The organism is Sorangium sp. So ce295 (assembly GCF_051527405.1).
In the GTDB taxonomy this organism is placed as follows: Bacteria; Myxococcota_A; Polyangia; order Polyangiales; family Polyangiaceae; genus Sorangium; species Sorangium cellulosum_B.
In genome coordinates, this window is record NZ_CP150324.1 from 6,616,011 (window position 1) to 6,641,157 (window position 25,147).

A 25,147-nucleotide genomic window follows, 5' to 3' on the forward strand; every position below is an offset into this window, starting at 1 on the left:
CGTACGCCGAGCACCGAAAGCGCCGAGATGGGCCCGTATCCGAAGCGGGCGCTCCCCGCGCTAAAGGTCGAAGTGTTCGGTGCCGAGCAGCTGGTAGAGGCCGTAGAGCGACCCGGCGTCGTGGTGCTCGAAGCGAACGCCCGCGCGCGCCGGCCGCCCCGCCGCACCGCGGCGGATCCAGGCGATACGACCGCGGAGGCTCAGCGGATCCCACAGGTTCGGGGCGGTGACCTCGAGCGTCACCGACGCCTCGGGATCCAGGAGCTCCGACGCGAGCTGGGCCTCGGACAGCTCGATGCCGGCGCCGCCCAGCCCCAGATCGCGGATGCGAACGCCGTGCTCCTCGATTGACTGGCGATCGCGCAGCGTCGCCCCAAGATCGACGCGTCGCCTCGCGTGAACGCGAAAGTGGTCCCGGACAGCCATCCTGGCGCATTCTCCAGTCGACGCGAACATATCACGAGAGACGCGCGCACACGCTCGGTTCGCCAAGCCGTGCGGCGCAGGGGCGCAGGCGCGACCACGCGCGCCGCGCGAACAGCATGCTCGCCCGGTCGCCCATGGCTGCGTTCGGTAAAGCGACCGCCACGTGTTAGCCTTTGGGCTTCGCGGCGAACCTTGGGTAACATGCGGACCACATCCGCTGGAGCGAGTCGCGAGCGAGTCGCGAAGTAGACGGGAGTTCTACCCTGATGGCCCAGGACACACGCAAAGATCCGCGAGCGAGAGTGCTGCAGATGACCGTCCGCTACAAGAGCGCCACGGTCGACGAGTTCATCGAGCACCACTCGCATGACGTGAGCCGTGGCGGCATCTTCATCAAGACGCCGTCGCCCTTCCCCGCTGGCACGCTGCTCAAGTTCGAGATCCGTCTGCAGGACGAGCAAGCCGTGATCGCCGGCGTCGGCCGCGTCGTGTGGAAGCGCGAGCCCGCGCAGGGGAGCGACGCGCACCCGGCGGGCATGGGCGTGAAGTTCATCAAGATCGATGAGAAATCCAAGGCCGTGATCACCCGGCTCGTCGACGCGCAAGCGGGCGCCGGGTCGGCGTTCGAGGCCGGCATCACCGACCGCGCGGATCTGGGCGACGACGTGCAGGAGATCACGGCACCGTCGGCGACCGCGAGCGCGCCGCAGGCCGAGCCCGCGGCCGCGGCCTCCAAGGCAGCGCAGGCGCAGGTGAAGCGGGCGTCGACGATGCTGGGGCTCGGCTCGATCGGGGCGAAGGGCGACGCGGGCAAGGGCGAGGCGAAGAAGGCCGACGTCGCGGAGGGCGGCAGCTTCTTCCCGCAGACGAACCCCGAGAAGGAGATGCCGCCGCCCGACGAGCGGACGATGATGAAGCAGGCGGCCGAGCTGCTGAAGCAAGCGCTCGCCGACGCTGGCGGCTCGCTGGAAGAGATCGGCCCGTCCAAGGAGCCGCTCATGGCCGCCCCGCCGAAGAAGGCCGAGCCAGCTCCGGCGCCGAAAGAGGAGCACGTCAGGCCGCTGGCCGAGCCGGCGGCGATCCCGGTCCCGGCGGTCGCCCAGCTGGCGAACGAGCGGGAAGCGCGGGACGAGGCGCCCGCGGCCGAGGCGAGACCAGCGAAGGCGGCCGCGGCGAGGAGACCGGCCGAGGTCGCGGACCGGGCGCCGGCGGACGATCTGCACGGCAAGCCTGCGCGCCAGGACGTGAAGGCGTCCGACGATCAGGCGAAGGCGAAGCCAGCGGCCGCCAAGCCGAAGGAAGACAAGGCGGCCACGGCCAAGGCCGCACCCGCGGCCCAGGCTCCGCTCGCGCAGGAAGAGGAGAGCAGCGGCACCGGGCGGCTGCTCACGATCCTGCTGGTCGCGGCAGCGCTCTGCGGCGCGCTCTGGCTCGTCTTCGGGCAGAGCGACAAGCCCTCCGCGACCCCGCCGGCCGCGCCCGAGCAGCCCGCGGCGAAGCCTGCGGCTCCGGCGGACAAGCCTGCGGCTCCGGCGGACAAGCCTCAGCCGACGGAGGTCGTGCCCGCGGCGACGGACAAGGCTGCGCCCGCCGCGACGGCGGCGCCCACGACGACCGCCGAAGCGCCCGCGGCGCCGACGGCGAGCGCCACCGCGCCTCTCGGGGCGACCGGAGCGACCGCGGAGCCTGCAGCGCCCAAGGCGACGGCCGAGCCTGCGGCCCCGGCGACGGCGGAGCCCACGGCCCCCAAGCCGACGGCGGAGCCTGCAGCGACCACCCCAGCGCCAGAGCCCGCGGCCCCCACGGCGACGGCGGCGCCCGCGGCGCCCAAGCCGGCGGCCCCTAGGCCCAGGCCGGCCGCGCCGAAGCCGCCGAAGAACGACGATCCCTACGGTTGATGACCAGGCCGCGGGTCCTCCGCGGGAGAGGCAGCTGCGATGAGCGGCTCGGTGAGTCACGTCGGTGAATCAGGGCTAGGCCGCTCGAAGGCGGCCGCCACGCTGGCCGCGCTGGGCCTGCTGGCCGCGACCGGGCTCGTCTGCGGCGCGGTCGCGCTGCGCGATCCGACGGCCGTGACGGCGCTCGAGGGGCGCGCCAGCGCCTTGCCGGGCCCTTCGCCGGCCGCCGCGCCCAGCAGCAGCGGCCGCGAGAGCAGCAGCGCGCCGGCCCCCGAGCCGGCGCCGGCGCTCGCGCCCGCGGAGCCCGAGGCCCCGGCGAAGGCGCCGCCTGCCCGCGCTCAGCCCGCGGAGCTCGAGAGCGCCCAGGCCGCGGGGAGCGCGGCGCTCGGCTCGCTCGCGCAGCGGTATCCGGAAGACCCCGCGGTGCTCCGGGCCCTCGCGGTCGCGCAGGGGCGTGAGAAGGCGATGGCGGCCGCGCTGCTCACGGCGCAGCGGCTGTTCGAGGTCGCTCCCGAGGAGGCCGGGAACGACGAGCTCAAGCAGATCATCCTGAGGGCGGCGAACGGCACCCCGGACGTCGCCCTCACGGCGTTCGATCTGATGGCCAAGCACATGGGAAGCCGCGGTCCCGACCTGCTCTACGAGGTGGTGACCGCGCCGAAGTTCGGCGATTGGCCCAGGGACCACGCGAGCACACGGCTGATGGAGAGCAGCGTGCGGCAGCTCGCGTCGCCGGCGCTGCTCGTCGCCGACGATCTGCGCCGCCTCACGGAGTGCCCCACCAAGGCGATGCTCGCCAGGGTGCGCGAGGAGGGCGATGTCCGCGCGCTCCATTACATCAAGGCGCTGGGCACCCCCCAGCCCTGCCGGGGCCATCGGACGCGCAGGTGCCTCAGGTGCGGCCCCCTCCAGAAGGAGCTCCGCGCGACGGCCAGCGTCATCGAGAAGCGCAAGAACGACAAGGCGGCGGCAGCGCCGCCCGCCGCGAGCGCTGCTCGCTGAACGCCTTCGTCTCGCCAACCCCGAAGCGGCCTGCGCCCCCTCGCTTCGCCGCTTTCACGCCCCGACGTGACGGCGCCGAGCGGCTTCTCTCCCCGCCACCCCCGCAAAGCTGCAGGCACGGACGGAGCGCATCGGCACGGCCGCGCGGGCGACTCGATGCTCCGAAGCAACCGCTCAACACCTGCTGGGAGCGGCACGGCCACGCAGACAGCTCGACGCGTGGAACCAGCTCACCAGGGGAGCGAATCGGGGTGGGCGCAGCAGGACTTGAACCTGCGACTTCGTCCGTGTGAAGGACGCACTCTACCGCTGAGTTATGCGCCCGATGCCAGCCGGTTGTCACCCGGCCGTTTCGGAAAGACGTGGCGCTTTTAACCCAAACATCGGCGTTCGACAAGAAGAACTCGCTGGCGATGTCGAACTTCTTCGCGGAGCTCCTTCAGGCCCGAGCCAGGCCCGAACCGGCGGGTCGCCGGTGAAGGCGCGCCTGCGGCCGCTGCCAGCGCGCCGGCCGCGGGGCTCGCGCGCGCCGGCTGCGCGCCGCCCGTGAGCGACCGGGGCACGGGAGCCAGACGGGCCGCCGCGTCCGCGCCACGTCGCGGTCGGGCGAGCGGGGACGGGCGCCGCTGCGCTTCGAGCGCGCGCGTGGACACCGGCGCAGAGCGACGCGCGCGGTCAATCGAGCGTCGCGACGGCGCGCCGGAGCGCGGCGAGGCCTGCTTCGATGTGGTCCTCATCGCAGGCATACGAGAAGCGAAGGTACCCAGGCGCGCCAAAGGGGGTGCCGGCGACCGCGGCGACGTGCGCCTGCTCGAGCATCCACGTCGCCACGTCCTCGTCGCTCGCGAGCGTCGTCCCCTGGAAAGCGCGCCCGCAGAGCCCGCGCACGTCGGCGAACGCGTAGAACGCCCCTTCCGGCGTCCTGCAGCGCACCCCCGGTACGGCGTTGAGCCCCTCGACCATCAGCGAGCGCCGCCGGGCGAACGCCGCGCGCATCGCGAACACCGCGTCGCGGGGCCCGTTCAGGGCGGCGACAGCGGCCGCCTGGGAGACGGCCGCCGCGTTCGTGGTGCTCTGACCCTGGACCACGTCGAGCGCCCTCGCGACCTCGGCCGGCGCGATGCTCCAGCCGATCCGCCAGCCCGTCATGGCGAAGGTCTTGCTGACCCCATCGACGACGATCACCCGCGGCGCGAGGTCCTCCGCGAGCGCGGGGAGCGACACGTGCCGGAACCCGTCGTAGGTGAGATCGGCATAGATCTCGTCGACGACGATCCAGCAGTCATGCCGCCGCAGCACGCCCAAGAGCGGGAGCAGGTGCTCTTCCGCATACGCCGAGCCGGTCGGATTGGAGGGCGTGCACAGGATGATCGCCTTCACCCGCGGAGAAAGCGCGCCCTGGAGCGCGTCCGCCGTAAGGCGGAACCCCATCTCCTCGGTCGTGTCGACGACGACCGGCGTGGCGCCGACGAGGCGCACCTGCTCCGGGTAGCTCACCCAGTAGGGCGCGGGGATGACGACCTCGTCTCCCGGCTCGAAGAGCGCGGTCGCGAGGTTGAACAACGCGTGCTTCGCGCCGCAGCTCACGGTGACCTGGCTCGGCAGCGGCCGCCAGCCGCGGTGCTGCTCGGTCGCCGCGCAGATCGCCGACTTCAGCTCGGAGATGCCGGACACGGCCGTGTAGTGGGTGGCGCCGGCGTCCAGCGCCGCCTTCGCCGCGGTACGAATGTGCTCCGGCGTGTCGAAGTCAGGCTCGCCCACGCCGAAGGAGAAGACCTTGTGCCCGTCGGCGCGGAGGCGCGCGGCCCTCGCCGCCATGGCGAGCGTTGCACTGGGCGCGACGGCCGACAGACGGTCAGCGAGCTTCCTGGGCATCGAGACACTGAGGAATAAAGGGCGGCCTGAGATAACGCAAGGCGCTACCGCTCCGGCGCTTGCGCGGGCGGCTCGGATGTGCCGCTAGGGCGACGGCGTGGCGCCGCCGACCTGGACCGCGGGCTTCTGCTCGTCCTGCTTGATCGAGTAGCGCACGAGCGCGCGGAGCACGTCGTTGCGCTGCACATTGCCGAGGAGGCTCTTCATGTCCTCGTAGATCGACGGATCGACAAGCAGGGCGCCGAGCGTCCCCTTGCCCGCCCTCATGTCGTGCACGATCGCCCGCAGATCGCCGGTCATCGCCGTCACGTTGGCGAGCGCCTCGGCGCCGTCGCCCTTGCCGCCATAGAGCGCGTCGTGCGCGAAGCTGTCGCTCTCGCGGATGCCCCGCAGCGTCATGGCGACCTCGTCCGCCGCGCTCCCGAACTGCTGAATCTGCTTCTGCGGGCCGTCGCCGTAGATGACGTCGTGCGCGAACCCCGGCCCCTCCTTGACCCGCGAGACGACGCCCCGCACCTCGCGCACCGCGCTCGCGAGCTCCGTGCTGAGGCGGTCGAGGCTCTGCACGGTGCGCGAGATGCGCTCGGCCTCCTCGGGATCGGTCAGGAAGCGGTGCGGGTAGCCTTCCCCCTCGGTCACCTGCTTCATCAGCGTGTTCGCCGAGGCGACCGTCTCGCGGAGATCCCTGTGCAGCTTCTCGTCGGCGATGCTCTCCGAGACCTTCTGGATGTTGTCGAGCGTCGCCTCGGCCTTCTCGGCCATGCCGGTCACCTTCCCCATCACGTCGGTCGGCACCTCGCCGGGGATGTGGCCGCCGGGCGGCACCGAGTCCGGGCTCTGCCCCTTCGTGAGCTCCAGCATCTTGTCGCCGAGCAGGCCCTTGTTCGCGATCTGGGCGACGCTGTCCGTCTTGATCCGGCTCGCCTCGCTCTCGACGATCTCGAGCTTCACATAGATCTTGGTGTCCTTCGGATCAGGGCCGTAACCGACCTCGGCGACGTGACCGATGTCGATGCCTCCCATGCGGATGGGCGCGCCCGGCTTAAGCCCCTGGACGTCGCCGAAGTTCGTCGTGAAGCTGACGGAAGAGTCGAAGAGCCGCCGCTCGTCGCCTATCAGGAAAATGACTACGGCGGAGAGCACAAGGCCCGCCAGCACAAAGAGTCCGACCTTCAGATCGCGCGCTCTGCCCATGCAGAAGGGCATCTTGCGCGATCTCGGGGGGATCGTCACGCGCCGAGAAGCGTCTGGACGTCCTCATTCACCGGAGCGGTCCCGGTAATGAAATCGGCGACATGCGGATCGGTAGACTTCCGGAACTCGTCCGGGGTGCCGGTCGCGATGACCTCGCCGCGGAAGATCATCGCCATCCGATCCGAGATCGAGAACGCGCTCTTCATGTCGTGTGTCACCACGATGCTCGTCACGTTGAGCGCCTGCTTCAGCCCCTTGATGAGGTGGTTGATGCGCTCGGTGTTGATCGGATCGAGGCCGGTCGTCGGCTCGTCGTAGAGCAGCACCTCGGGCTGCACCGCGATGGCGCGCGCGAGGCCGACGCGCTTCTTCATGCCGCCGGACAGGTCCCCCGGGCGCATCTGCTCGATGCCCGGCAGGCCGACCAGCGACAGCGCCCAGTTGACCCGATCCGCGATCTGCGCCTCGGTCATCTCCTTCCGGTAGTGCTCGTGCAGGCCGTAAGCGACGTTCTCACCGACCGAGATCGAGTCGAACAGGGCGCCGCCCTGGAAGAGCATCGCGATGCGCTGGCGCACCCCGGCGATGCGCGACTCGCTCAGGCGCGTGATCTCCTCACCGTGAAACTGGATAGATCCACCATCAGCGTCGAGCAGACGGATGAGCAGCTTGAGCATGACGCTCTTGCCGACGCCCGAGCCGCCCATGATGGTGATCGTCTCGCCCGGGTACACTTCGAGGTTCAGGTCGCGGTAGATGACCTTCGGACCGAAGGCCTTGCGCACACGCGAGAACCGGATCAGCGGCTCAGCCACGCGTTCACGCTAGCACGCCGCGGAGGCCCGCCGCGAACGCTCAGTCGGACGCGGCGACGTGCTCGATCCTGATCTCGACGGCGTCCCCGCCGCGCCAGGCGTCGCGTCGGAGGCGGCCCACCACGTCGACGCGCTTGCCGGTGAACCGCGGCGCGAGCTCGCCCAGCTCGAACCCGAAGCACGAGATCTCGCGGCGGGCGAACGTGAGCTCCAGCTTGAGGTGGCCCTTCAGGTTCCTCGCGGAGCGTACGGCCGCGCCCGCCACGAGGACGTACGACGGGCGGTTGCCCTCGCCGCACGGCTCGAGCCGCTCGAGATCGCGCGCGACGGCCGCTGGATCGTCGCGATCGTCGAGCCGGACGTGGGCGGCCGCGAACGCCGCGGCGGCCGGGAGGTCCTGCTCGCGGAAGGCGTCGCACCACGCCGCCCGAAGCGCCTCGACGCGATCGGCGCGCACCTCGACGCCGGCCGCCGCTTGGTGGCCGCCGAAGCCGACGAGCTCGGCGCGGCACCGGGTGAGCGCGTCGTGGAGCCGCGCGCCCGCTGGACCGCGCACCGAGCCGCGCCCCTTCGCGCCCTCAAGCGCGATCACGATCGCCGGCTTGCCGTAGCGCCCCGTGATCCTGCCAGCGACGATGCCGACCACGCCGGGGTGGAAGCCTTGCCGCGCGATGACGATCGCAGGATCCCGATCGAACCCGGCGCGCTCGATCTCGGCGAGCGCGGAGGTCAGCATCTCGTCCTGGATCGCGCGCCGCTTCATCTGCGCCTGCTCGACCGTGGCGGCGAGCGCGGAGGCGGTCACGCCGTCGTGCGCGAGCAGGAGCTCCAGGGAGATGTCGGGATCGCCGAGCCGACCGGGCGCGTTGAGGCGGGGCGCGATCCGGAAGGCGACGTCCTCGGCGGACGCGCCGCGCCCGAGATCGAGGTTGGCGAGCGCCGCGAGCGCGCGGAGCCCTGGACGGGGCCCGGTCTGGAGCACGCCAAGGCCGGCCCGCACGAGCGCGCGGTTGTCGCCGGTCAGCGGAGCGACGTCGGCGACCGTGCCGATCGCCACGAGGTCGAGGTAGGGGCGGAGATCGAGCGACGAGCCGAGCTTCTTGCGCACGGCGGCCAGGAGCGAGAGCGCGAGCCCGCAGGAGGCGAGCCCCTTGTACGGGAAGCCGCAATCGGCGCGGTGCGGGTTCAGGAACGCGATCGCGGGGAGCGGCTCGGCCGGCACGAGGTGGTGATCGATGACGACGCAGTCGACGCCGGCCGCGCGGGCCGCGGCCAGCCGCTCGTGATCGCTGGATCCGCAGTCGCACGTGATGAGCAGCGTGGGACCGGCGCGCATCACGCGCTCCAGCGCGGGCGCCGAGAGGCCGTAGCTGCCTTCGGCGCGCGTCGCGAGGAGCGGCACCACCTGTCCCGAGAGGGCGCGCAGCCCGCCGGTCATGATGGCGGTCGCGGTGATCCCGTCGCAGTCGTAGTCGCCGAAGACGGCGATCCGCTCGCCGACGCGCACGGCGCGCGCGATCCGCTCCGCGCTCGCCTCGCGATCGGCCATCGCGTCGGGCGACGTGAGGTGCGAGAGCCGCGGGTCGAGGAAGCGCCGGGTCGCCTCGTCAGGCGCCCAGCCGGCCCGGTGCAGGATGTCCGCTACCGTGATCGACAGCCCCAGCTGGCGCGCCATCACGAGCGCCTCGGCGGACGCCTCGCCCGGATCCGCGACGGGCGCGGCGCCCCCCGCGCCGTGCGAAGCCGAGGCCTGCGCCTCGCGCTCGGGGAGCTCCCTCCAGGCCTCCGTGGCGGTGCTCATCACAGAAGCGGGTACACCGACGAGAGGGGTGCGTCCATGACCTGGGGCGGTTCAGGCCGCGCGGCACCGCGCGGCCACGGCGAGGCGCTCAGACGACCGCGTCGGCGCGCTTCTGCGTGCGGACGCGGCTGACCTTCTTGCGCTTGCTCCCGTTCGCGCCGAAGAACCGGCGGTCGATCCACTCGGTGAGCGGCGCCGCGACGTAGATCGACGAGTACGTGCCGACGACGATCCCGACGACGAGCGTGAACGCGAAGTCCCGGATGACGCCCGTGCCGTAGAAGAGGAACATGACGAGCGACAGCAGCGTCGTCATGGACACGAGGATCGTGCGCCCGAGCATCTCGGAGAGCGAGAAGTTGATGACGGCCGAGAAGCTCATGTCCCGGTGCTTCCCCAGGTTCTCGCGGATCCGGTCGTAGACGACGACCGTGTCCGTGATCGAGTAGCCGACGATCGTGAGGAGCGCGGCGACCGTGGACAGGGTGATCTCCCGCTGCGTGATCACCATCGCGCCGAGCGCGATGCCGACGTCGTGCACGAGCGCGACGATGCCGCCGGGCGCGAACCGGATGTCGAACCGGAACGCGATGTACGCCATGATGAAGAAGATCGTGATGGCGATGCTCTTGATGGCCGCGTCGCGCAGCTGCGCGCCGGCCTTCGGGCCGATCCACTCGACCCGGAGCGCCTGCTCGGGCACCTTGTCCGCGCCGAGGTGCTGCCGGAGGCCGTCCATCAGCTGGTCGCCCTTCGACTTGAGGTGGAGCTCGACCTTGTGGTCGCGCTCGCTCACGACGAGCGGGTTGTTCGCGCCGGCCCTGAGCTCGACCCCCTCGATGCCCTCGAGCTGCTTCTTGATCCCCTCCAGGTCGGGCGCTGTGTCGTAGCGCGTGGAGATCTTGTCGCCGCCGGGGCTGAACTTCACCTCGGTGGCGCGCAGCGCGGGCGGGCAGCGGTCCTCGGGGACGGAGCCGTTCTCCGGCGGTAGGCACAGCCGATCGCGCACCGCGCCCTTCTGCTGCTCCGACAGGGCCGAGACCTCGTGGACCCGGATGAGGTAGCGGTTCGGGTTGGCCTGATCCGCGACGGACACGATGTCCGGGGAGTCGAAGCCCGCCTTGGTGACGGCCTCGCGGACCTCGGCGCTCGAGACCGGAGCCCGGAAGGCGACCTCAACCTCGGTGCCTCCCTTGAAATCGGTCCCGAGCTTCGGCCCCGGCACGATGAATGAGATGATCGACAGGATGAGCAGCACCCCGCTGAGCCCGATGAAGAGCCAGCGCTTGCTCATGAAGTCGAACTGACGGCCAGGTTTGATGAGTTCCATCGTCGTATCTCAATCGGAGATCCGCTCGCGCGTTCTCCCTCAAAGGTCGGAGATCCGCTCGCGCGCCCCCGTACTCAGCCGAGCGAGAGCGTCTTGATCTTTCGGCCGCGGACCGCCCAGTCGAACATCAGGCGGGTGCAGACGACCCCGGTGAACAGGCTGATCGCGATGCCGACGATCAGCGTGATCGCGAAGCCCTTGATGGGGCCGGTTCCGTACTGCGCCAGGATGAGCCCCGAGATCAGCGTGGTCACGTGGCCGTCCAGGATCGCGCTGAACGCCTTGTCATAGCCGACGTCGACCGCGGCGCGCGGGCTCTTGCCGTTCCTGAGCTCCTCCCGGATGCGCTCGTTGATCAGCACGTTGGCGTCGACCGCGATGCCCATGGTGAGCACCAGGCCGGCGATGCCGGGCAGCGTCATCGACGCCCCGAACATCGCGAGGACGGCGATCTGCAGGATGAGGTTGAAGACGACGGCGATGTCCGCGATGAGCCCGGCGCGGCTGTAGATCACCACCATGAACACGACGACGAGCACGCCGCTCGCGATGGCCCCCTTCATGCTCTGCTGGATCGCGTCCTTGCCCAGCGACGGGCCGATGCGCTGCTCGTTCGAGGGGGAGATCGGGGCCGGCAGCGCGCCCGATCGGAGCACCAGCTCGAGCTTGCGCGCGTCCTGGAGCTGCTGATCGGGGTTCTGCGAGCCCATCGTGATCTGCGCGCGGCCGCCGCCGATCTTCGTCTGGATGACCGGCGCGCTCTCGACCTTCTCGTCGAGGATGATGGCGAACCGCCGCTTGACGTTCCTGCCGGTGATGTCCTCGAACCGGTCGGCGCCGGTCGGGGTGAAATCCATCGACACGTACCAGCCGCCGAGGCCGCCCTCGCTCTGATCCGGGAGCGCCTGCGCGTCGCGCACCATGTCGCCCGTGATCTCGGCCTTGCTGAAGAGGAAGTACGTCCGCCAGCCGATCTCCTCGACGACGTCCTTCTCCTCGTTGTACTCGTACAGCTTGCCGTAGCCGACCTCGTTGTCCGCCGGTACCTGGAGCGTCCCGACCCACTCGCGCAGCCGCTTCAGCGTATCGCGCAGCTCCTCGTGCTCCGCGCGCACCATCCGGGCGAAGTGGACCGGCTTCGTCTTCCCGGGGCCGACCGGCGCGTTTTCGATCGAAAACGTCAGCCCCTTCGGGAGGTCCTCCTCCTTGGCGCTCCTCGCGATCGGCTCGAAGAAGTCCTGGTCGTCGTCGACCATCTTGAACTCGAGCCGCGCGGTCTGGCTGATGATCTCGCGGATCGTGGTGAACGCGGCCTCGTCGTCGCCGGGGACCTCGATGATGACGTCCTCATCGCGCGTGGAGACGCTCGCCTCCTTGAGGCCGAGCCCGTCGACGCGGCGGAGCACCGTCTCCTTGGCCTGCGACACCGCCCGCTCACGGATGCTGCTCGAGACCTCGTCGCGGATCCGGAACTTCGCGACGCGGCGATCCGCCGACCGCTGGAGCTGCAGCTCGTGCAGGAACTTCGCCAGGAACTCGTCGTTGATCTTCTCGGAGTCCGCCGGGTCGTCGAACGTGATCGCGATCGTGTCCGCCTGCTCGCGCGACTTCTCGATGCGGAGCTTCGTCTGGAGCTTCTGCATCTCCTCGATCGTCGGCGGCTTGTCGCCCTCGTGGAACCCGAACGACTTCGCGAGCGCCGCGCGCAGATCGTCGTAGTACCGATCGCGCTTGTCGCTGATCGCCTCGTCGACGTCGACCGTGTAGACGAGGCGGAGGCCGCCCTTCAGATCGAGCCCGCGCACCAGGCGGAACGGGATGTTCGACGTCAGGAAGCGGCTGAACCCGAGCTCGCCGGCCCTCGCCCGGGTCTCCTGCTCCGCGACCTGCTCCGACGAGAGGCCGGTGTGGACGGGGCGGCCGTACCGCTCGTCGTGGTAGGTCGGGTAGATGGCGAGCGCCGAGCCGAGCGCCAGGAACAGGACGAAGCCCGTCTTTACCCGCCACGCGAAATCGATCCACGGCCCGACGCAGAGCAGCGCCCACGGCACCATCAGGCCGAAGGTCGCGAGGGCCCAGAACACGTGGTAGTGGGCCGCGATCGCGGCGGCGCCGGCGGAGAGCGCCGCCCAGGCGAAGACGCCGCGCTTCGCTCGGCTGAGCCACGCGCCGAGGAGGCACAGGCCGGCGACGCCGGCGAACCCGTACTGGAAGATGTTTAGGAGCATGGAGTCTGGCGCCGCGGGGGCGGTAAAAAAGCTTCCTGTTGGGCCGAGCGCCGGCCTACGACTTCTTTTCCTTCGCCGCGTCGGCGACCTTGGCGTCCGCCGCGGCGACCTCGCCCGGATCGGGGCCCTGGATCGCGCTCTTCAGGACCTGCACGTTCACGCCGGGGGCGATCTCCAGCTTGACCCTGGGGGAGTTCGGGCTGATGTCGATGATCTTGCCGAGGAGCCCGGACTGCGTGACGACCCGGTCGCCCGCCTTGAGGCTCGACTCGAGCTGCTTCTGCTTCTTGCTCTGGCTCCGCGTCATCACGAAGATGAGCAGCAGCGGCAGCGCCAGGATGAGGAACTGGAAGGCCCCTCCGCCGAACGGCGAAGAAGGCGGCGCCTCCTGCCCTCCGGACGGCGGCGATTGACCTTCGACCGGCGTCGCGGGCGCGTTGCCCGCTCGCCCGGGGGCGGCGTTCGGCTGGAACCAGTTTGAGCTTGCCAAGGTGACGCGTGTCTCCGGGCCCCGACGGGCTCGCCCGCAAATTGCGGGCCTCTCCCAACCCCCCGGGGCCCGCCTCCATACCCAGGATCCAAGGGTCGCGCAAGGAGCTAGGCGGGCAGGCTCACCCGGGCGTCCGGGGAATGCGACCTGGCGGCCCTTTCCGCGCTTCCGTCCCCTGCCGCGCTTCCGCTGCCGCGCGGCGTCAGCCGTCGCTGCCGAACACGATGTGCCGGCGAGCGCGCTCCCCGCTCGCGATCTCGGCGAGCGAGAGGCGCACGTCGCGTTCGGTGATGGTGCCGTCGATCGTCGCGAACGTCGCGGAGAGGATCGGCGGGATGCGCCCGACGCTGGGGAAGCCCGGGGCCCAGGTGAGCGCGTCCGCGAACGCCGCCTTCACCGCGGCGGCGACGGGCCCGTACGGCGCGAGCGGCACGTCGAGCGGCTCCAGGACCACGATGGCCTTGGCCCGCGCGAGCGCCTTCACCACGTCGGCGCCGAAGAACGGGCGGAGCGCGCGCACGCCCACGAGGCCGACGCGGCGGCCCTGCGCGCGCAGGCTGCGCACGACCTCGCGCGCCGCGGGGAACGCGCAGCCCACGACCACCAAGATCTCCTCCGCGTCCGCGGTGTCGACGCGCTCGATCGCGCCGAGCGGCCTGCCGGTCAGCTCGCAGAGCTCCCGCATCGCGCTGGCGAGCGCGAACGGAACGCGCGCGCAGAAGCCCCGCTCGGCCCGCTTCCGGACGACGCCGCGGCCCTGCGGGCGAGGCCCCCCGTCGCCGTCGCTCTCACCCGGCGCCGCGTCGGTGAAGGTCGGCGCGCTCCGCTCGGAGCCGAGGAAGCGCGCCGCGAGCTCGCGCGCCCCGCCGAGGGCCGACACGTCCGACGGCAGCGCATCGACGAGGTGCAGGAACGGCGTCTCGCTGTCCTCGGCGGCGCGCCGCGCCACCAGCGTCATGTCGGCCGCCTCCTGGCTGCTCCAGGTCACGAGCACCCCCGCGCCGACGTCGAGCGCAGGCGCGAGCTCGTCGCGCCCGACGGCGAGCCCGCCGCGCCGCTCGATGACGTGCACGGTGACCGGCGTCCGCACCGCCGCCGCCTCGCCGAGCGCGGCGAGCGCACCGACGAGCTCGTGGGCGCCCAGCACGACGCTCGCACGCCGCCCGGCGCGCGTGCGCGCAGCGGCGCCGCGGATCGCCTCGGTGGCGCACGCGGCGCGCTCGATCGGCAGATCGCCGGGCACCGCCGCGTGCGCGGCGAACAGCGCGCTCCCCGCGGCCACCTCGACATGTGCGATCACCGCCGCCGGATCCGGCGGCGAGCCTAGACCGTCAGGCCCTGCCATCCCATCGTTCGTCGCCCGAGCCGCACGCGAGGTCAAGCGCGAGCGCGATCGGCCTCCGCGCAGCGGCCGGCCTCGAGTAGCGCGGCGATCGCGGTCGTCAGTGTTCGTCCGTGTCCGGACGTAACTCCGAGAATTCACGCTCCCACCGCGCAATGAGCGTCCAATGAGCGTCCGCCGCATGCGGCTCCCGACCGGTCGCTCGCCCGGCGCGTCGAGCGCGCGATGGACGCCTGCCGCGCCTGGCCTGTGGCTGCCGCCGGGCCTCGTCGACCGCTCGATGGCATCGACGGTTCGGCGAACCGGCTGCTCGACCAAGGCGGCGGGGCGATGACGGCCGCCGCCCGAGCCTTCACCAGGAACACCAGAAACCGACCACCAGGCACCGGGCCGCCACGACAAAAGCGACCCCCAGGAAACATATCGCTTGACGGACTCCCCCCCCCTTGATAGGAGGCGCTCTCCGTTTCGTCGGCCTCAGGCCGAGCGGGCGGGACATAGGCGCGTAGCTCAGTGGTAGAGCACTACCTTGACACGGTAGGGGTCGCCGGTTCGAAACCGGCCGCGCCTACAAATCAGCAGGAGACCTAGCCTGCGAGGTTTCATGGCCCTCGATCAGACAGCCCTGGCCGCCCCGGCGGCCCGCACCACGGTGCGCAAGGCTCTCGCGGACGACATCGCCAAGAACCGCCCCATCCTCGGCGCCCACGTCAACGGGCGCCTCATCGAGCTTCACACCCCTTTCCACTTCGACGACTCGGCCCCGGTCGGGCTGGTCCGGACGAGCGCTCCGGATCGCCCTTCGGCGAACGCCGTGGCCGCCCCCCGGTCGCGCGACCTCGACGAGGCCCTCGGGGCGATTCCGCTCGCGGAGCTCGCCGACCGGCGAGCCGCAGCGCGGAAGCTCCCCCGGCTCGCCGTGAGCGCATCGGGTTCGTGACCTGCCGCTCCGGCCGGCCTCTCTCGCCCGGCAGTCCCTTCCCCACCCCCGTCGAGCCCGGCGCGCCATGGCCCGGAGCGCCGATGCGCCGCGGCGCTCGTCCTGCTTGCTGCCGTTGCCTGCGGCGCAGAGTCAGGCGACATTGTCGTGGTGATGGACGCCACGACCGGGCTCGGTCGCGGAGCGGCGGACCGTCGCTTTCAAGAGCACAGCACACAAGGAGGCAGCGAAATATCACATGGCGATGAGACGCTTCGACCCTCGGCAGGCCCAGCGGGGGCCGCAGATCCGCATCAACCAGCGCATCCGCGTCCCGGAGATCCGCGTCATCGGTGATGATGGCGAGATGCTCGGCATCATGCAGACCCACGAGGCGCTGCGCCGAGCACAGGAGAAGGGGCTCGACCTCGTCGAGGTCAACCCGAAGGCGGATCCCCCGGTTTGCAAGATCCTCGACTTCGGCAAGTACAAGTACGACGAGAAGAAGAAGGCCCGCGAGGCGAAGCGCAAGCAGAGTGTGGTGGAGATCAAGGAGATCAAGCTCCGTCCCAAGACGGACGACCACGATCTCGAGTTCAAGACCAGGGCTGCTCACCGGTTCCTCGGCGCAGGCCACAAGGTGAAGTTCACGGTGCGCTTCCGCGGCCGAGAGATCACCCACCCGGAGAAGGCGCAGGAGCAGCTCGACTGGATCGTCCAGCACTGCGAGGAGATCGCGAACGTCGAGGTGCGCCCCATGATGGAGCAGCGCACGATGACGCTGATGATGGCGCCCAAGCCGGCGATCCTGCAGAAGGTGGCCCAGGCCCGCGCCGCCGCGGAGAAGGCGCGTCAGAAGGCGATCCAGGAAGGGCGCGCCGCTCCTGCCCTGGACGACACGGAGGACGAGGAGATCGAGAAGCTCGAGAGGGAGCTCGAGGAGCAGGACGACGAGGAGGACGACGAGGCGGAGGGGACCGAGTAACGCATCCGGCGAGAGAGCGCGCCACGACACCGATCACGGTGCGGCGCGCCTCGCAAGGGCGGCGTGTCGACGCGTGCTGACATGCGCTGAGCGCTCGTGGCGCTGGCCACCTCGCCGCCGCGCAGCACGCAGCGCCCATGGCTCGGCCATGGGCGCCGCAAGGAGCACGCTCCCTTCGCCGTGTCAGTGCGGGATCAGGCCGCCGAACCACGCGCCTGCGGCGAGGGCGGCGAGCGCGGCGACGAGCAGCACGGCCTTCACCGCGCCGCCCCCGGTCCTGGCTGGAGGGGCCAGATCCGGCTCCAGGTCGAGCGGCGCAGCCGGGACGAGCGGCGCGATAGGCGCCGGCGTGGGCGGCGCAGGGCGCTGCATCTCGGGTACGGGCCGCGGGGAGGCCAGGGTCGGTACGGCTCGCCTCTCGAACGGCGGATGCGCCGGCACAGGCGGCGCGAGCAGCGGACCCGCCGGCCTGGACGAGGGGGCGAGCGGAAGGCCGAACCCCGTCTCCTCCAGCGCGGCGAGGTTGCCCTCCTCGACCGACACGGTGGCGAGGGACCGCCGCATGACGTCCTCGCCCGGCGCCGAGAGCTTGTCCCCCGGCGCCGAGAGCTTGATCTCGTCGGCCCACTTGCCGATGTCCTCGAAGGCCGAGATCTTGAGCGGCTCGTTCAAGCGCGTGGTGCTCGGCGCCGCCTTGTCGTCCGGCAGCGACGTGAACTCGAGCAGCGTCTCCTCGATGAGCCGGTCGATGAACGACGCCTTGTCCGACGTGGGAGCGCGCTTCCGGAGCGCCATGGCGCTGCGGACGTGCTCGGCGATGTCGTAGGCGCTGACGGGCCTGCCGAACCTGTACAGGAAGGTCGTGAGATCCCGGCCGAGCTCGCGCGCCGAGCCATAACGCTCCGCGGGATCGCGGGCCAGCGAGCGGGCGATGATGCGATCGAGCTCGGGGGGGACCGCCTTGTTGCTCTCGGAGAGCGGCGGGATCTGCGCCTGCTGCACGAGCTTGACCGTCTGGTAGTCGGTGTCGCCGAGGAAGAGCCGCTTCCCGGAGAGCATCTCCCAGAGGATCGCGCCGAGCGCGAAGATGTCAGTGCGGTGATCGACCTCCTGGCCCTGCGCGGCCTCGGGCGAGAGGTAGCTGAACTTGCCCTTGATGATCCCGGCCTCGCTCTTCTCGAGCTGGCTCGTCGCCTTGGCGAGGCCGAAGTCGACGATCTTCACCTCGCCGTACTTCGTGATGAGCACGTTCGGAGGCGACATGTCCCGGTGGACGATCTGAAGCGGATGCCCGTCGGCCGACTTGAGCTCGTGGGCGTAGGTGAGCCCCTCGCAGAGCTTCGCCGTGATGAACACGGCGGACTCGACCGGGAGGGTGCGGCCGGCCTTGCGCATCGACTCGAGGACGGCCTTCAGGTCGGCGCCGTCCACGTACTCCATCACGATGAAGTACGCGTTGTCGCCGACGCCGATGTCGAACACCTGCGCGACGTTGGAGTGGGAGAGGTGCGCCGACAGCCGCGCTTCGTCGAGGAACATCGCGATGAAGCGCTTCTTCTCGCTGAGGTGCGGGAGCACGCGCTTGATCGCGACCTGCTTCTTGAACCCCTCGATCCCGGCGCTCTCCGCCAGGAAGACCTCGGCCATGCCGCCCGAAGCTAGCCGCTCGATGACCCGGTAGCGCTGCTGCTGGTGGGCATCCGTCATGGTCCACCTAGTACACCACGTCCCACGCTGCGCGCGGAAACAACCGGCTCGTCTTCATCGGAGCCCGCGAGCGAGGCGCGCAAAGAATGCGGTCTGTAACGCTCGCGCACGCTCGCGCACGCTCGCGCACGAGCGCGCGCCCTGTCCCCTGGACGCAGCCTTACGCGGGCATCGCAGCGGCCAGGCTCGGAGGCGAGGCTCGCTCAGCCCGTGAGCGCGCTCCGCATGAACGGCCGAGGTGCAGGTGTGAGCGGCACCGCCACCGCGCGCACGCGGCTCCTCGACGCGACCGCGCCGCGCGCGAGCGCCGCGGGCTCGATCTGCGCGACCTGCGCGGCGGCGCGCTTCCGGCGATCGTCGAGCTCCGCGGCGAGCATGTCCTTCACCATGTCGAGGAGCTCCGGGAAGCCCGACAGGCGCAGCCCAACGTCGTTCGTCCAGAGGATGATCTCGAGCTCTCCGTCAGGCGCCCTCGCCTCGGGATCCCACGCGAAGACCGTCTCGGCGGCCGCGTCGATGCCAAACGGGACGAGCGCGCTCCGCGCACCATAGCGGCCGCGCACGGTCGCCGGCGCGCCGTCGCGGTCGCCCGCGCCACGCGCCTCCTCGCCCTCGCAGTGCTCGAGCACCATCCGCCCGACGTCCATGTACGAGCCGCGCGCGAGCGCGCGCACCCCGAGCAGGCTGGCGCCGGCGAACAGCTGCGGCCAGCCGTCGTGCCGCGAGAGCAGCTCCCGATAGCTCGTCGGCAACGCCATTCCGAGGCGCCGCTCGACGCCGGCGATCGCCTCCTCGGGAGCCCCGGCCGGCGGCGCGATCGGCATTCCCTGCCGCGGATCCATCCGCGCGAGCTCCAGCTTGAGCGCGCGGATGCGGTGCATCGACTCGAGCCACTCCATGCGCGCGACCCTACGCGCGCGGCGCCGGAAGGAGCAAAAAACGAGCGACGCTCCGCCCCGCCGCGCAGGCGCAACCCGGGGGACGCACGCGCTTGACAGTCATTTGGGTCAGCGGCACGGTGCTTGCGTGACTGGCTTGGGCTCCTGGGCATCGCTTCGCACCGCGTTCGTCGTGGCGGGCGCCACGTTCGTCGTCGCGTCGCTCGCGACGGCGTGCCTCGACTACGCGGGCGAGGAGCTGTTCGACCAGTGCGACACGCCGGCGGCGCCGCTCCCGGGCTCGGGATCGGGCTCGGGCGCCACCACGAGCGCCGGGGCGGCCAGCGTGGATCAGCCGGACTGCGGCGCGCCGACGCACGCGCCCGGCTCGGGATCCGGCTCGGGCTCGTGAGGGAAGAGCGGCGCGATCTCCTCGCGCTCGCCGCGCTCACCGCCGCCGCGCTCGCCTCGCGCCTGTTCTTCCGCATCGATCACGACGAGGACATCGACGCGCTCCGGTTCGCGCTCGGCGTGGAGCGGTTCGACGTGGCCGCGCTCCGCCCGCACGCGCCGTACTACCCCGTGTTCGTCGCGGCGGCGAAGGGGCTGGCGCTGCTCGGCGCAACGCCGCGCGCGGCGCTCGCCCTCGTCAGCGCCGCGTCGGGCGCTGCCGCCGTCGCCTTCACCGCCCTGCTCGCGCGCGACGTCGCTGGGCGGCGCGCCGCGGTGTTCGCCGGGGTCCTCGCGCTCGCCTCGCCGTTCCTCTGGCTGTCGTCCGAGAAGCTCCTCAGCGACATGGCCGGCACCGCGGCGGTGACCGCGGCGCTCTGGCTGTGCGCCCGCGCGCGGCGCCTCCGCGACGCGCGGGCGGCCGCTCCGGGCGCGCCGCCGGATACCGCCGCCGCGGCGGCGCGCGCGCGCACCTGGGCGCTCGTGCTGCTCGGCGTCGGGCTCGGCGTGCGGCTCTCGTACTTCCCGTTCGCGCTCGCCTGCCTCGCGGTCATCGCCCGCGACGAGGGCGGCCGCCTCGCGTGGCTCGCGCGCGGCCGCGACCTCGCGGCCGGCGCGCTCGCGTGGCTCGTGCCGCTCTTGCTGATCGCGACGCCGCGCGACCTCGTCGCGACGACGTGGGTCCAGGGGCTCGGGCACTTCACCCGCTGGGGAGGGACGGCGATCACCGTGTCGTCGCCGCTCGATCGCCTCCGCGGCGTGATCTGGGGGATCTGGGCCAACGGGCTCGGCGGAGCGTGGCCCGACGCGCCGGCGGCGCGCTGGCTCGGCGCGCCGCTCCTGATCGCGCTCCTCGCCGCGGGCGCGCTCCGGGTCGCGTCGCGGGAGCGGGCCGCGCGCGCGCTGCGCGAGCAACCCGAGCTCTGGGTCTCCGCGTTCGCTTACTTCCTCTGGGCGCTCCTCGGGCAAAACATCGCCTTCAAGCCGCGGCACTGGCTCCCTCTCGTCCCGCTCCTCCTCGTCGCCATGGCCGCCGGCGCAGCGGCCCTCTCGGCGGCGCGCCCCGCGGCGGAGGGCGCTCCGCGCCACCGCGCGCTCCGCGCCACCGCGCCCTTCGCCCTCGTCGCGGCCCTCGCGGCGCAATGGCTCGCCGACGCGATCTCGCTCGCTCGCCAGCACGAGGCGCCCTCGCCGGCGGCCGCGATCGTGCGCTTCCTCCGCGACGCCGGCGCGCCGCCGCGCCCGGTGCTCACGCGCGACCTCGACCGGATGATCCAGGAGGGCGCCCCGGGCCGGCTGCCCGTGCGCGTCCGCGACGACGCCGCGCTCGTCCGCTACGTCGAGCAGGCCGGGCCGGGCGGCGCGCTCATCACCAGCGAGGCGCTGTCGCGGGAGGCGCGCGACGCGCTCGCGGGCCGCGGCTACACGATCGCGATCCGCTTCGCGCGCCCGCGCTCGCGCTACGTCGACGCGCTCTGGAGCGATCTCACGCTGCTCGAGGCGCTGCCCGCCGGACCTCCAGCAGGCGGCGCGCTCTCGCGCGCGCCGCGCGGCGCGCCCCCTCGCTGAAAACGAGGTTGACCTCCGTTTTCAAGGGCGCGAAGACTCCCGCCCCTCCGGGCTCCCGGTCCTCGTCATGAAAGCGATCACGTCCTTGTGGCCTCGCTCCGCGGGCGTCGTCCTCGGCGCGCTGCTGCCCTTCTCCGCTGCCGCGCAGCCGGCGCCTGCCACGCAACCCGCGCCCGCCACGCAGCCCGCGCTTACCGCCCAGCCAGCGCCTGGCGCCCAGCCAGCGCCTGCCGCCCAGGCAACGCCGGACGGCCCGGTCCTCGACCTGCCGCCCGAGGACGCCGCGCCGCCGCCGGAGCCCCGGAAGCCCGCCGTCGGTCTCGGCGCCGGAGAGGCGCCCGAGCACGAGCTCGTCCGCGGCCTGACCGAGCAGCGGTTCCGCAGCGCCGGGGCGAGCGCCAGCAGCACCTCCGTCGGCGGCTACGGCGAGGTGCATGTCCGCGGCACGACGACCGGCCGCGACGGCGAGCGCGCGTGGGTCGCCGACATCCCCCGGCTCGTGCTCTTCGTGGCGCACGAGTTCACGGCCGACATCCGGTCCTACGTCGAGCTCGAGGTCGAACACTCGATCTCCTGCGCGAGCTGCCCGGGCGCCGCGGAGCTGGAGCAGGCCTACATCGAGTGGAACGCGGCAGGCCGCGCCCTCGGGCTGCGGGCTGGCCTCGTGCTCGTCCCGATGGGGATCATCAACCAGTGGCACGAGCCGCCGGTGTTCCACGGCGTGGTCAGGCCCAAGGTCGACACCCTCGTCATCCCCTCGACGTGGCGCGAGATCGGGATCGGCGCGTTCGGGCAGCCGCTCGACTGGCTGCGCTTCGAGGCCTACGCCATGACCGGCCTCGATCCGCTCGGCTTCCGCGCGGGCGGCCTCGCCGGCGGGCGGCAGAGCGGCGGGCTCGCCCGCGCCAACGCATGGGCGGCCGTCGCGCGCGTCGAGGCCGAGCCGCTGCTCGGGGTCGTCGCGGGCGCTTCGGTGTACGCGAGCGACGCTGGGCCGAACGGCGAGGGAAAATTTTTCCTTCGCGACGGCACCCCGGTGGATCTGTCGGTCCCGGTCCTCGGCTGGTCGCTCGACGCGCGCTGGCGCAGGAGCGGCCTGGAGACGCGGGTCCTGTTCGCCGAGTGGCACCTCCCCGAGGCGCGCGCGCTGATGGTCTCGTTCAACGAGAGCGGCGCGCCGAACTTCATCGATCCCACGAGCCCCGTGGCCTCCCGGATCCGCGGCGGCTATGTCGAGGCCGCGTTCGACGTGCTCCGCCCGCTCGGCGTGGGCCACGAGCTCCTGCCGTTCGCGCGCGTCGAGGCGTACGACACGCAGTCCGCGGTGCCCGAGGGCTACAAGGCCAACGCCTCGTACGGCGTCCGCGAGCTCACGCTCGGCGCCTCGTACCGGCCGACCCAGGGGGTCGTCGTGAAGGCCGACTACCAGCTGCGCGACCGCACCCTCGGGTTCGACCAGACGCAGCTCAATCTCGGCCTCGGGTTCATGTACTGAGCGCGCGGGACGCGGGCACACGATGTCACTCCGCCCAGACGACGCCGGGCCCGAGCGCCTCGTGGTCGGCGCCGGCATCTCCGGCCTCTACGCCGCGCTGCTGCTCGCGCGGGCCGGCCGGCGCGTGCGCCTCCTCGAGCGCGCGGCGCGGGCCGGCGGGCTCGCGGGCGCCGAGACGTTCCGCGGCCTGCCGTGCGATCTCGGCTCGCACCGGCTCCACCCGGCCGCCCTCGATCAGCCGCTCTTCCGCGAGGTGCACGCGCGCTCCCCGTTCCTCTCGCGCCCGCGCCGCGGGGTGCTCGTGCTCGGCGAGCGCCACGTCCCCTACCCGCCGAGCGCGCCCTCGATGCTCCGCGCGCTCGGCCTCCGCGCCGGCGCCGCCATGGGCCTCGGGTTCGTCGCGCAGCGCGGCCGCCGCGCGGCCTTCGCCCGCTGGGAGCACGACCGCGCCCTCGCCGGCGAGGACGTCGGCTTCGAGCGGTTCGTGCGCGACCGCGTCGGCGCGGCGGCCTACGCGTCGTTCTACCGGCCCTACGCCGAGAAGGTCTGGGGCCTCCCGCCGTCCGAGCTCTCCCAGACCGTCGCGAAGAAGCGGATCAGCACGACGAGCCCGCTCGCGCTGTTCAAGGGGCTCGCCCGCGGCCGCGGCGGCGCCTCGGCGGATCTCGCGCGGTTCATCTACCCGCCGGCGGGCATCTCGTCGCTCGTCACGTACCTCGAGGCGCGCCTCGCGGAGGCCGGCGTCAAGGCCGAGTGCGGCTCCGCCCTCGGTCTGGCCGGGGCGGGCGCGCGCGCCGGCGCGGCGCCGATCCTGTTCGCCGGCGATCTCGCGGATCTCGTGCCCGACGCGCCGCTCGAGCACCGCGGGCTCTACCTTGTCTACCTGGCGTACCCGCGCGCGCGGCTCGGCGCCCCGGAGACGTACTACTGCCCCGACCCGCGCTTCTGGTTCGGCCGCGTCTCCGAGCTGCAGAACTACGCGCCCGATCTCCGCCGCCCGGGCGAGACGGTGCTGTGCGTCGAGATCCCCGAGGGGGCCTGGGGGAGCGGGCGCGACTTCGCCTCGGGCCCGCCGCTCGAGGCGCTGCTCGACCAGCTCGTGCGCGCGGGCATCGCCCCGCGCGGGGTGGCGCCGCTCGAGGCCCGGCAGCGCTTCGTGCCCCGCGTGTACCCGCTCTACCGGCGCGGCTGGCTGCGGGACTGGCGGGCCGCGATGCGCCGCGCCGCCGCGCTCGGCGTGATCCCCTTCGGGCGGCAGGCGCTCTTCCTGCACTGCAACCTCGATCACTGCGCCGCGATCGCGGCCGACGCGGTGGCGCACGTCGAGGCCGGCCGCAGCCCGGAAGCGTGGGCGCTGAACGCCGAGCGCTACCTGGACGTGCAGGTGCGCGACTGACGCAACTGACGCAACTGACGCAACTGACGCAACTGACGCAACTGACGCCCGCGCCGCAAATCCGCGGCCCAAACGCCGTTGACTTTGACTTTCACGAATGACAGCTTCGTCGGAGCTTTGATGCGTCCTTCTCGTGACCTCCACACCGCCCACTTCGCTGCAGCAGCGGCGCTCACGTTCATCCTGGCGGCGCTGCCCGCCCACGGCGCGACGTACTGGACGGTCCCTGCTGTCCTGAAGAGCTTCTTCGCGAGCTCGAAGAAGGTCGGCTATCGCAAGGTCGTCCTCGGCGACGCGGAGGCGCAGGAGCTCGGCAAGAAGCTGGGGGCGCCGGTCAAGCGCGAGTGGGTGGTGTACGTCGCGGAGTCCGACGGCAAGATCGACGGCTACGCGATCAAGGACGAAGAGAAGGGGATGCACGAGCCGATCGACTTCGCCGTGCAGTTCTCGACGGCCGGCGCGGTGGAGCGCATCGAGATCCTCGAGTACCGCGAGGCGTACGGCGACGAGGTCCGCGGCGATCGCTTCCGCGCCCAGTTCCGCGGCAAGACGGCGGTCGACCCGATCACCGCGGGCAAGGACATCGACATCGTGTCGGGCGCATCCATCTCGTCCCGCTCCGTGGCGCTCGGCGTCAAGCGCGACGCGCTCGTCCTCCAGCTCGCGCTGAAGCGCGGCGGTCTGTGAGGGATTTCACAGCTTCAGCCGGTCGGCTGAGGTCGCTCTCGCTCGGCGCGAAGCTCCTCTACTCGGCGTTCGCGCTCGCGTCGGTCATCGGGCTGCTCGTGTCGTGGCGCCTCTACGGCGCGATGGTCCAGGACGCGGGGGCCGCCGCGTACTACGCGGGCGCGCCGGTCGCCGCGCCGCCGCCTGCCCCGACCCAGGCGCCCGCGGCGGCCGAGGGGCCCGCGCTCGATCTGGGCCCGGAGATCGAGCTCCCCGGAACGCCGGAGGCGCCGCGCGTCCTCGTCGAGCAGATCTCCGAGCGGAAGCTGCTCGAGGTGACGCATTTCCACCTCTTCTCGGTGCCGGTCTACGTGCTGATCCTCGCGCACCTCTGGCTGCTCGCGCGCCTGCCGTCGTGGCTCCACACCGCGGGCGTCGCGGCGGCCGTCGTCACGAGCGGGCTGCACATCGCGGCGCCATGGCTCATCCGGAGCGCGCCCGGCGCCGCTGCGCTGATGCCCATCTCCGGCGTGGCGATGTTGCTGTCGCTCGGCGCCATGGCGGTCGTCTCGACGGTGGACATGTGGCTGCCGAGGCGCTCGCGGCGAGGCGAGGCAGCGCCGGCCGACGAGGCCCAGGCCCAGTAAACCGCCGCGCGCGCCCCGCGCGGAGCGCGCTCGC

21 protein-coding genes and 2 tRNA genes are annotated in these 25,147 nt (G+C 72.1%); 11 read left to right on the forward strand and 12 right to left on the reverse strand.

Annotated features, from left to right (window positions below; genetic code table 11):
- Positions 1 to 60: 60 nt before the first annotated feature.
- Positions 61 to 426 (reverse strand): PilZ domain-containing protein, encoded by a 366-nt coding sequence (locus tag WMF11_RS24940; RefSeq protein ID WP_012237106.1) that lies wholly within the window; start codon positions 424 to 426, stop codon positions 61 to 63.
- A 266-nt stretch (positions 427 to 692) separates the two neighbouring features.
- On the opposite strand from WMF11_RS24940, the gene WMF11_RS24945 reads away from it, so the two are divergent.
- The gene (locus tag WMF11_RS24945) at positions 693 to 2,324 is read left to right on the forward strand and encodes a TIGR02266 family protein (RefSeq protein ID WP_437979148.1); all 1,632 of its coding nucleotides are present in this window, start codon (positions 693 to 695) and stop codon (positions 2,322 to 2,324) included.
- 39 nt (positions 2,325 to 2,363) lie between these two features.
- Positions 2,364 to 3,326: a hypothetical protein gene (locus WMF11_RS24950; protein WP_437979149.1), complete on the forward strand. Its 963-nt coding sequence runs from the start codon at positions 2,364 to 2,366 to the stop codon at positions 3,324 to 3,326.
- A gap of 252 nt (positions 3,327 to 3,578) precedes the next feature.
- Here WMF11_RS24950 and WMF11_RS24955 read toward each other — a convergent pair.
- The 9 genes from WMF11_RS24955 to WMF11_RS24995 form a co-directional block, all read right to left on the reverse strand.
- Positions 3,579 to 3,650: transfer RNA gene (locus WMF11_RS24955), tRNA-Val, on the reverse strand.
- 351 nt (positions 3,651 to 4,001) lie between these two features.
- Positions 4,002 to 5,201 (reverse strand): pyridoxal phosphate-dependent aminotransferase, encoded by a 1,200-nt coding sequence (locus tag WMF11_RS24960; RefSeq protein ID WP_437979150.1) that lies wholly within the window; start codon positions 5,199 to 5,201, stop codon positions 4,002 to 4,004.
- Positions 5,202 to 5,285: 84 nt separating this feature from the next.
- Positions 5,286 to 6,395, reverse strand: coding sequence for an MlaD family protein (locus WMF11_RS24965; protein WP_437910872.1), 1,110 nt, complete (start codon positions 6,393 to 6,395; stop codon positions 5,286 to 5,288).
- 35 nt (positions 6,396 to 6,430) lie between these two features.
- Positions 6,431 to 7,210 carry an ABC transporter ATP-binding protein gene (locus WMF11_RS24970; protein ID WP_437555176.1) on the reverse strand — a complete coding sequence of 260 codons (780 nt, stop codon included), beginning with the start codon at positions 7,208 to 7,210 and terminating at the stop codon, positions 6,431 to 6,433.
- 40 nt (positions 7,211 to 7,250) lie between these two features.
- The gene (gene recJ, locus WMF11_RS24975) at positions 7,251 to 9,011 is read right to left on the reverse strand and encodes a single-stranded-DNA-specific exonuclease RecJ (RefSeq protein ID WP_437979151.1); all 1,761 of its coding nucleotides are present in this window, start codon (positions 9,009 to 9,011) and stop codon (positions 7,251 to 7,253) included.
- 88 nt (positions 9,012 to 9,099) lie between these two features.
- The gene (secF, locus tag WMF11_RS24980; RefSeq protein WP_437910875.1) at positions 9,100 to 10,341 is read right to left on the reverse strand and encodes a protein translocase subunit SecF; all 1,242 of its coding nucleotides are present in this window, start codon (positions 10,339 to 10,341) and stop codon (positions 9,100 to 9,102) included.
- 74 nt (positions 10,342 to 10,415) lie between these two features.
- On the reverse strand, positions 10,416 to 12,569 hold the full coding sequence (gene secD, locus WMF11_RS24985; protein ID WP_437979152.1) for a protein translocase subunit SecD: 2,154 nt from the start codon (positions 12,567 to 12,569) through the stop codon (positions 10,416 to 10,418).
- Positions 12,570 to 12,624: 55 nt separating this feature from the next.
- Entirely contained in the window at positions 12,625 to 13,059 is a 435-nt protein-coding gene (yajC, locus tag WMF11_RS24990) for a preprotein translocase subunit YajC (protein WP_437555184.1), read from the reverse strand.
- A 202-nt stretch (positions 13,060 to 13,261) separates the two neighbouring features.
- Positions 13,262 to 14,404: a transketolase gene (locus WMF11_RS24995; RefSeq protein WP_437979153.1), complete on the reverse strand. Its 1,143-nt coding sequence runs from the start codon at positions 14,402 to 14,404 to the stop codon at positions 13,262 to 13,264.
- Between the two features lie 496 nt (positions 14,405 to 14,900).
- Between WMF11_RS24995 and WMF11_RS25000 the strand changes: the two genes are divergently transcribed.
- The 3 genes from WMF11_RS25000 (at position 14,901) to infC (ending at position 16,305) form a co-directional block, all read left to right on the forward strand.
- Positions 14,901 to 14,972: transfer RNA gene (locus tag WMF11_RS25000), tRNA-Val, on the forward strand.
- A 33-nt stretch (positions 14,973 to 15,005) separates the two neighbouring features.
- Positions 15,006 to 15,341 (forward strand): hypothetical protein, encoded by a 336-nt coding sequence (locus WMF11_RS25005; RefSeq protein ID WP_437979154.1) that lies wholly within the window; start codon positions 15,006 to 15,008, stop codon positions 15,339 to 15,341.
- Between the two features lie 238 nt (positions 15,342 to 15,579).
- Positions 15,580 to 16,305 carry a translation initiation factor IF-3 gene (gene infC, locus WMF11_RS25010; RefSeq protein ID WP_437910879.1) on the forward strand — a complete coding sequence of 242 codons (726 nt, stop codon included), beginning with the start codon at positions 15,580 to 15,582 and terminating at the stop codon, positions 16,303 to 16,305.
- Positions 16,306 to 16,488: 183 nt separating this feature from the next.
- Here the strand turns inward: infC and WMF11_RS25015 are convergent, their stop codons facing one another.
- A complete protein-coding gene (locus WMF11_RS25015) occupies positions 16,489 to 18,012 on the reverse strand; it encodes a serine/threonine protein kinase (protein ID WP_437910880.1) in 1,524 nt (507 codons plus the stop codon).
- A gap of 203 nt (positions 18,013 to 18,215) precedes the next feature.
- The gene (locus tag WMF11_RS25020; RefSeq protein ID WP_437910881.1) at positions 18,216 to 18,911 is read right to left on the reverse strand and encodes an SMI1/KNR4 family protein; all 696 of its coding nucleotides are present in this window, start codon (positions 18,909 to 18,911) and stop codon (positions 18,216 to 18,218) included.
- Positions 18,912 to 19,047: 136 nt separating this feature from the next.
- Between WMF11_RS25020 and WMF11_RS25025 the strand changes: the two genes are divergently transcribed.
- From WMF11_RS25025 to WMF11_RS25050, 6 genes are all read left to right on the forward strand, one after another.
- Positions 19,048 to 19,302, forward strand: coding sequence for a hypothetical protein (locus tag WMF11_RS25025; RefSeq protein ID WP_044965533.1), 255 nt, complete (start codon positions 19,048 to 19,050; stop codon positions 19,300 to 19,302).
- The gene (locus tag WMF11_RS25030; protein ID WP_437979155.1) at positions 19,299 to 20,909 is read left to right on the forward strand and encodes a hypothetical protein; all 1,611 of its coding nucleotides are present in this window, start codon (positions 19,299 to 19,301) and stop codon (positions 20,907 to 20,909) included. Before WMF11_RS25025 ends, WMF11_RS25030 begins: the two co-directional genes overlap by 4 nt.
- A gap of 67 nt (positions 20,910 to 20,976) precedes the next feature.
- On the forward strand, positions 20,977 to 22,404 hold the full coding sequence (locus WMF11_RS25035) for a hypothetical protein (protein WP_437979156.1): 1,428 nt from the start codon (positions 20,977 to 20,979) through the stop codon (positions 22,402 to 22,404).
- A 22-nt stretch (positions 22,405 to 22,426) separates the two neighbouring features.
- On the forward strand, positions 22,427 to 23,800 hold the full coding sequence (locus WMF11_RS25040) for an FAD-dependent oxidoreductase (protein WP_437910884.1): 1,374 nt from the start codon (positions 22,427 to 22,429) through the stop codon (positions 23,798 to 23,800).
- A gap of 120 nt (positions 23,801 to 23,920) precedes the next feature.
- Positions 23,921 to 24,487: an FMN-binding protein gene (locus WMF11_RS25045; RefSeq protein ID WP_437910885.1), complete on the forward strand. Its 567-nt coding sequence runs from the start codon at positions 23,921 to 23,923 to the stop codon at positions 24,485 to 24,487.
- Positions 24,484 to 25,113 carry a hypothetical protein gene (locus WMF11_RS25050; RefSeq protein ID WP_437555205.1) on the forward strand — a complete coding sequence of 210 codons (630 nt, stop codon included), beginning with the start codon at positions 24,484 to 24,486 and terminating at the stop codon, positions 25,111 to 25,113. The genes WMF11_RS25045 and WMF11_RS25050 overlap by 4 nt, the downstream gene beginning before the upstream one ends.
- Positions 25,114 to 25,147: the final 34 nt, after the last annotated feature.

What these genes read in the sequence shown, in the direction of transcription:
- WMF11_RS24950 (WP_437979149.1), top strand. Translation starts at nt 2,364, where the DNA reads ATGAGCGGCTCGGTGAGTCACGTCGGTGAATCAGGGCTAGGCCGCTCG.
- WMF11_RS25005 (WP_437979154.1), top strand. Translation starts at nt 15,006, where the DNA reads ATGGCCCTCGATCAGACAGCCCTGGCCGCCCCGGCGGCCCGCACCACG.
- WMF11_RS25020 (WP_437910881.1), bottom strand. Translation starts at nt 18,911, where the DNA reads ATGGAGTGGCTCGAGTCGATGCACCGCATCCGCGCGCTCAAGCTGGAG.
- WMF11_RS24995 (WP_437979153.1), bottom strand. Translation starts at nt 14,404, where the DNA reads ATGGCAGGGCCTGACGGTCTAGGCTCGCCGCCGGATCCGGCGGCGGTG.
- WMF11_RS24940 (WP_012237106.1), bottom strand. Translation starts at nt 426, where the DNA reads ATGGCTGTCCGGGACCACTTTCGCGTTCACGCGAGGCGACGCGTCGAT.
- secF (WP_437910875.1), bottom strand. Translation starts at nt 10,341, where the DNA reads ATGGAACTCATCAAACCTGGCCGTCAGTTCGACTTCATGAGCAAGCGC.
- WMF11_RS25035 (WP_437979156.1), top strand. Translation starts at nt 20,977, where the DNA reads ATGAAAGCGATCACGTCCTTGTGGCCTCGCTCCGCGGGCGTCGTCCTC.
- WMF11_RS25045 (WP_437910885.1), top strand. Translation starts at nt 23,921, where the DNA reads ATGCGTCCTTCTCGTGACCTCCACACCGCCCACTTCGCTGCAGCAGCG.
- WMF11_RS24945 (WP_437979148.1), top strand. Translation starts at nt 693, where the DNA reads ATGGCCCAGGACACACGCAAAGATCCGCGAGCGAGAGTGCTGCAGATG.
- WMF11_RS25040 (WP_437910884.1), top strand. Translation starts at nt 22,427, where the DNA reads ATGTCACTCCGCCCAGACGACGCCGGGCCCGAGCGCCTCGTGGTCGGC.
- infC (WP_437910879.1), top strand. Translation starts at nt 15,580, where the DNA reads ATGGCGATGAGACGCTTCGACCCTCGGCAGGCCCAGCGGGGGCCGCAG.
- secD (WP_437979152.1), bottom strand. Translation starts at nt 12,569, where the DNA reads ATGCTCCTAAACATCTTCCAGTACGGGTTCGCCGGCGTCGCCGGCCTG.
- WMF11_RS25015 (WP_437910880.1), bottom strand. Translation starts at nt 18,012, where the DNA reads ATGACGGATGCCCACCAGCAGCAGCGCTACCGGGTCATCGAGCGGCTA.
- recJ (WP_437979151.1), bottom strand. Translation starts at nt 9,011, where the DNA reads ATGAGCACCGCCACGGAGGCCTGGAGGGAGCTCCCCGAGCGCGAGGCG.
- WMF11_RS24960 (WP_437979150.1), bottom strand. Translation starts at nt 5,201, where the DNA reads ATGCCCAGGAAGCTCGCTGACCGTCTGTCGGCCGTCGCGCCCAGTGCA.
- WMF11_RS24965 (WP_437910872.1), bottom strand. Translation starts at nt 6,395, where the DNA reads ATGGGCAGAGCGCGCGATCTGAAGGTCGGACTCTTTGTGCTGGCGGGC.